This is a genomic window from Nocardiopsis lucentensis DSM 44048, assembly GCF_000341125.1.
Lineage (GTDB): Bacteria > Actinomycetota > Actinomycetes > Streptosporangiales > Streptosporangiaceae > Nocardiopsis > Nocardiopsis lucentensis.
Window position 1 is genome coordinate 1 of record NZ_ANBC01000811.1, and the last position, 5079, is coordinate 5079.

Below are 5079 nucleotides of genomic sequence, written 5' to 3' on the forward strand. Positions count from 1 at the left end.
GACGGCTGATGGTCGAGGAGCACGAGGGGAGGATGCACCCGACGGGATGGCGCGTCCCCCTGGCGTTGGCGGTGGTCGGCGCGCTCCTGGGGTGGCTGGTCACCGGGGCGGTCCACATCCTGCCGCCGCTGCCGTGGTCGGCGATCCCGACCCTGCTCCTGCTGGCGTTCGCCGAGGCGTTCACCGCGCGCCGGACACGGCGGCGGATCCGCAGGGCCCCGGGGACCGAGCCGATCCAGCCGCTCAGCGCCGCCCGGCTGGTCGCGTTGGCCAAGGCCAGCGCCCTGTTCGCGGCGTTGGCGGCGGGTTTCTTCCTGGGCATGGCGCTCGCGGTGGTCGGGACGCTCGTGCTGCCCAGCCACCGCGAGGTGTTCGCCACCGCCCTGGGCACGGCGGCCTCCAGCGGGCTGCTGCTGGGGGCGGCGCTGTGGCTGGGGTCGGCCTGTCGGGTGCCCGAGGACGGCGAGGGCGATGACGACCCGTCCGCGCGTGCCTGAGGACCGGGTGTTCCGGGTGGGGCGGTTCCCGACCGCCTCACCCGGTGTTGTCCGGTCAGTCCGTGAACACGAAGGGGCGGAGTCCGGTCGGCACCGCGGCGGGGTCGACGTCGAAGGTCGCCCACACGCACGTGCCGAGGTCGGCCCAGGGGGCCAGACGGACGTGGCCCCACTCCCGGGCGAGGTGTTCCAGCAGCAGAAGGCCACGCTGGCCCTCGGCCCGGTCCCACTCACCCTCCGTGCGCTCGCTCGGGATACGGGGGACGCCGCCTCCGCCGCCCGAGTCGCTGAACGACAGCCGCAGCGTGCGCTCGTCCGGCATGGACAGGCTCCGGATGACCTCGCCGTACAGCCGGTCCGGGTCGGTGTACCTGGCGGCGTTGGCGTGCAGTTCGCTGGCGCAGAGCCGGAGGGTGTCGACCAGATCGGGATCGAACCCGGTCAGGTCGCGGGCGAGATCGTTGCGGACCTGGGCGAGTTCGCGGAGTTCTCCCTGGTAGACGCGGGGCTCCCAGAACACCGTCGGCGTGGTCATGCGACCGCCTCCCGCCGCTGGCCGCCGCGCTGGGCGTGCCAGGCGCGCACGAGGTTGGCGAGTTCGTCGAACTCACCGGGCACGCGCGTCACCGGGGCCGCGTGCCTGGGCGTGTAGGCGCTCGCGCGCCTGGTGGTGGGCGAAGTGGCGATGCTCGTTCGAGCGCGCAGGCGGCGGGCGGGGTGGGCCTGGGCGTGGGCGAGTTCGCGCTCGAAGGCGACGTAGTAGGGGCGGATGAGGGAGAGTTCGTCGGCGCGCACGAGCTCGGCGGGCGGGGAGAGCCGGGGCGCGGGAACGGGCGGTTCCTGGACCTCGGGCGGAGCGCTGGCCTGCTCGGGGGCGGGAAGCGGGGCGTAGCGGCGGACCCGGGTGGAGCGGCGACGCCGGGCCGAGTGGCGGCCGTGCGCGGGGGCGAGGAGGGACTTGAGGGTCTCCAGGGCAGACCTGAGGACCGCACGGCTAAACTGAGCCATGTCGGCAATCCTGTCTTTAGAGGTTGATCTTGCTGACCACGACCCCGGGCGCCTAACTAGCGTCGCGGGGTCTTCGGCGTATGGAGTTGTGGGTTTGGCAAGAAGAGTAGAGCACGCGTGGAGTGAAGGCGAACTTTTCCGCGAACTCGTCGGGGAAAACTTCATGGTCTCGACGTTTTCCCAGCTCAGGGCGCATTCGGAAAAGGGTTGACCCCATTTCCCCGCCTCGCCAGAACTATCCTCTTGGTCCGAATTGGGATGAATTCTTTGACCTGTGTGAAGCACGCCGAGCTGAGCCGTTGAACGGACACCCGATCGGTGAGCTGTCTCTCCCACCTTCAGTAGATATGCCCGGGGTGCGAAACGCGAGGCCTCGCCCGTGTCGCAGACCGAGGCCCTGCGGTGTGTGACTACTGCGCTGTCAGTACCTCGGTAGCGAAGCGGCGAGCGTAGGGGGCAAGACGCGCATGGAGCGAATCCCGCTCGGCCGCCTGAATGATCTCGGCGCAGATCACCAGGTGAGCCAGTCGCCCAGCGTCGGTGTTCAGTACGTCAGCGAACACTTCGCGCACCTCGACCGCCGTTTCGGGTTCGGGCAGGGCGTAGGCGTGGAGAACAGCGGCGTCGTAGCCCAACGGGGCCAGCCCCCACCCCTCCCAGTCCAGGATCATCAGGGGATCACGGGTCAGATTGGCCCAATGGAGGTCTCCATGCGAAGCCACCCACGTCCCTACGTTCAGATCCACCCCGGCTTCGGCGATCTCAGGGAGATGATTGGGTATGCGGTGGATGAACGCCTGGGAGAACACCTGTCGATCGGCCGGAGCGGGAACAGTTTCCAGAGTGGTCAGGGCGTGGCGTAGGTCGGTCCACCATTGGGCGTCGTTCTTCGCAGGGGCGGTGAGGCCAGGGGTCGCCGACACCGCCGTTCCCTTCATTCGCTCCCACATCAGGGCTTGGAACGCGGGGGTGTCACCCCAGATGTGCTCGGCGAGCAGACGCGGTCGGGGGACGTTGTCGCTCACCAGCACATCGGCGAGTGCCGCCCCGTTCCACACTTTCCCGCCGGGTCGAGGCGCGGACATGACCCGAAGCCAGACGGGCGAGCCGTCGGCGGGGGGGGGCNCCACCCCGTGATGCAGTGCGACACGGTCGGACGTGGTAAGGCTCAGAGCCACGATCGCGTGATGCCACGCCTGTTGCAGGTCAGGCGTGTTCTCGGAGGAGGAGGTCACTGATGTCCTTGATTCGAGTCTCGGGCAGGAGCGGCCCGCCCACCACCGAGGCCGCGTTCGCCCAGTGCTCTGTACTCGACGTGCTGATCAGCATCCCGGTCAGGCCGGGCGCTGAAGCTGTCACGAGCAGAGCCGCCTCCACGGGTGACGCGCCCTCACTGATGTAGCGCGCGAGACGTTCATTCACCAGTCGGACGAGTTTGCCGCCGTGCAGCGGGGCGGAAGCCCAGACCTCCAATCCTGCCTCGCTGGCCCGACCGATGGGACCGTTTCCCAACAGGGCGTCTCGGATGGGGGCGATCTTGACCAAGGAGGCGGGGAGCTGGATCGCGCGAAGGCCGGTCTCGGGCCGTCCTGCGGCTTCCTGCGCAAGTCGGACGAGATCGTGCACGGTGAAGGCTCCCGTGTCGAAACCGCTCCACGTCGCCACCCCGTATCCACGGATCGCTCCGGACGCGGTCGCCTCTTCGAGCGCACCGAACGCATCACGTATCCGTTTGTGGAGGTCGCCGCGCTTCTGGTGATCGTGTTCGGGGTTGTGCAGGTACACCACATCGAGGACGGGGCGGCGCAGCTCGGTCCGGGACATGGCGATCTGGTGAAGCACGTACTCCGGGGCGATGCTGTGCCGGAATCGGACGTCCTCCCCGGTGAGGTCCCCTGTGCTGAGCGCGACCTGTGCCTGCCCCTTGGTCATGTAGCCGACTTTGCTGGTCACGCGGATGCTGGGGTGTTCTCGTAGAACAGGTGCGATGGCCGATTGGTGCTTCCCGTTCCCGTACACGGGAGCGGTGTCGATGAGGGGGCATCCGGCCGAAGCCGCGACGCTGGCCGATGTGGCCGCGTCGTGGCTTCGGTAGGTCCCCAGACCGAGGAGGGTCACGCGGTGCCCTCCCACACGAGAGCGCCATCGTTCATCAGACGCCGGAGCAAGGACACGAGAGCGTCCTCGGCGACGTTGGGGGCGAGCTGGCACAGCTCCTTGACCGTGACCGCTTCGCCCTTCGCGAGCCGGTGCAGCACTGGAGCGGCGGGGGGGGGNAGCGGCGCCCTTGCGCCGACAGGATCACCGTCGTCTTCTCCTCGTGCACAGTGCCTCGGTGGGAGGCCAGCCGCACTCGTGAGGACGACGCCAGGTCCCCGGTCACGGCGACCGGGAGGCTGAACGTCATCCGGGCGGGAGCGGTCTGGTTCAGGTGGTTCCAATACTCATCGACAACGCCGGGGGTCTGAAGGCGTTGCGTGATCAGATCGGCCAGGCGAGCGGCCCACGCCGCCTGGTCAGCATCGCTTCGGGGGACGTCGCGCCGAACCTCGACGTGTTCAAGCAACAGGCCGTTGAGCCAGTCGAGGAAGTCCGCGCCGGTGGTGGTGTTCAGCCCGCAGGTCAGGTGCAGGCTGGGCTCGCCTTCCGAGGCCGCCGCCGCGTGCCAGCACCCCCGGGGAACATGGAGCACATCGCCGGGCTCCATGGTGAACTCATCGATGGGCTCGGTGGGTGCCTCGTCGTCCACCTCCACATCGGAGTACAACGGGGCCTCGCGGGTGGTGCCGTAGATGCGCCACCGCTTTCGTCCCGAGACCTGAACGACGATCACGTCATGGTCGTCCCAATGGACCCCGAAGCCCTCCTTCGCGGTCCAGGAGGCATAGGCGTTGACCTGGACCCGAGTCCCCAACCAGGCCTCGATCTCGGCAGCCAGGTTGTTGATGGGCGGGTGCATCTCATCGACGGCATCCACGACCAGCGTCGCGCCTTCGCGAAGCTGGGCGTGGAACAGGTGCGGCACGGGCGCGTTCCAGTCGGGCATACGGCGGTAGGTCTGGAGGCGGGTGTAGGCGTTCACGTCCACCGTCTGTCCGGCCGAGAGCCGCATACGCGGCACGTCCAGACGTCGGGTCGCGAGCAACTCGTTGAAGTCGGGCCAGGTGAGCAGGTCAGCGAAGTCAGCGGCCTGGTCAGCGTTGGCGGCGTAGCGGCGGTGGGTGCGGCCGAGCACCTGGCCGAGCACCTGGACGGGGAACTGGTCCCCGCCCAGACGGCCGCTGATCACATCAGCGGGCACTGTTGCTCCTAACGGATGCCGTCGTTGGTGTCGCTACGGCCGGTGCCGCCTCCGTCGGAGGGCTGGTCGCCTCGGCTGCGCTCGGTGGTGATCTCCTCGACGGCGACCATCAGGTCACCGTCGAACTGCTGCTCCTGCATCTGCGTACTTCCTTTCGTGCGTTCCTAAGGGTGTGCGGGTCCGGACCGAAGGCCTTCACCGCACGTGGCCACATGATCGACGTTCCGTCATGTGGAGTCTTTGGTGTCTCTCGTACGGACCGGCTTTTCCCCG

Annotated in this window: 7 protein-coding genes; 1 reads left to right on the plus strand and 6 read right to left on the minus strand. The window is 68.5% G+C overall.

All coding sequences use genetic code 11. The features are described 5' to 3' along the window. Nucleotides 1-8 precede the first annotated feature (8 nt). On the plus strand, nucleotides 9-497 hold the full coding sequence (locus D471_RS0128325) for a DUF3180 domain-containing protein (protein ID WP_026128161.1): 489 nt from the start codon (nucleotides 9-11) through the stop codon (nucleotides 495-497). A 55-nt stretch (nucleotides 498-552) separates the two neighbouring features. Here the strand turns inward: D471_RS0128325 and D471_RS0128330 are convergent, their stop codons facing one another. The 6 genes from D471_RS0128330 to D471_RS42415 all read right to left on the minus strand — a co-directional run bounded on the left by D471_RS0128330 (nucleotide 553) and on the right by D471_RS42415 (nucleotide 4946). Further along, nucleotides 553-1032 (minus strand): ATP-binding protein, encoded by a 480-nt coding sequence (locus D471_RS0128330; RefSeq protein WP_017601743.1) that lies wholly within the window; start codon nucleotides 1030-1032, stop codon nucleotides 553-555. After that, entirely contained in the window at nucleotides 1029-1505 is a 477-nt protein-coding gene (locus D471_RS36665) for a hypothetical protein (RefSeq protein WP_017601744.1), read from the minus strand. Before D471_RS36665 ends, D471_RS0128330 begins: the two co-directional genes overlap by 4 nt. A 410-nt stretch (nucleotides 1506-1915) precedes the next feature. After that, nucleotides 1916-2590, minus strand: a complete 675-nt coding sequence (locus D471_RS0128340; RefSeq protein WP_449406581.1) for a phosphotransferase — start codon at nucleotides 2588-2590, stop codon at nucleotides 1916-1918. Between the two features lie 121 nt (nucleotides 2591-2711). Beyond that, nucleotides 2712-3638 (minus strand): aldo/keto reductase, encoded by a 927-nt coding sequence (locus D471_RS0128345; RefSeq protein WP_338045367.1) that lies wholly within the window; start codon nucleotides 3636-3638, stop codon nucleotides 2712-2714. Between the two features lie 19 nt (nucleotides 3639-3657). Then, a complete protein-coding gene (locus D471_RS36670; protein ID WP_449406582.1) occupies nucleotides 3658-4617 on the minus strand; it encodes a cupin domain-containing protein in 960 nt (319 codons plus the stop codon). Between the two features lie 197 nt (nucleotides 4618-4814). Beyond that, nucleotides 4815-4946 (minus strand): hypothetical protein, encoded by a 132-nt coding sequence (locus tag D471_RS42415; RefSeq protein ID WP_017601747.1) that lies wholly within the window; start codon nucleotides 4944-4946, stop codon nucleotides 4815-4817. Nucleotides 4947-5079: the final 133 nt, after the last annotated feature.

Bases quoted from the DNA above. Each gene is read 5' to 3' on its own strand.
- D471_RS0128325 (WP_026128161.1), top strand. From the start codon at position 9: ATGGTCGAGGAGCACGAGGGGAGGATGCACCCGACGGGATGGCGCGTC.
- D471_RS0128330 (WP_017601743.1), bottom strand. From the start codon at position 1,032: ATGACCACGCCGACGGTGTTCTGGGAGCCCCGCGTCTACCAGGGAGAA.
- D471_RS36665 (WP_017601744.1), bottom strand. From the start codon at position 1,505: ATGGCTCAGTTTAGCCGTGCGGTCCTCAGGTCTGCCCTGGAGACCCTC.
- D471_RS0128340 (WP_449406581.1), bottom strand. From the start codon at position 2,590: ATGTCCGCGCCTCGACCCGGCGGGAAAGTGTGGAACGGGGCGGCACTC.
- D471_RS42415 (WP_017601747.1), bottom strand. From the start codon at position 4,946: ATGCAGGAGCAGCAGTTCGACGGTGACCTGATGGTCGCCGTCGAGGAG.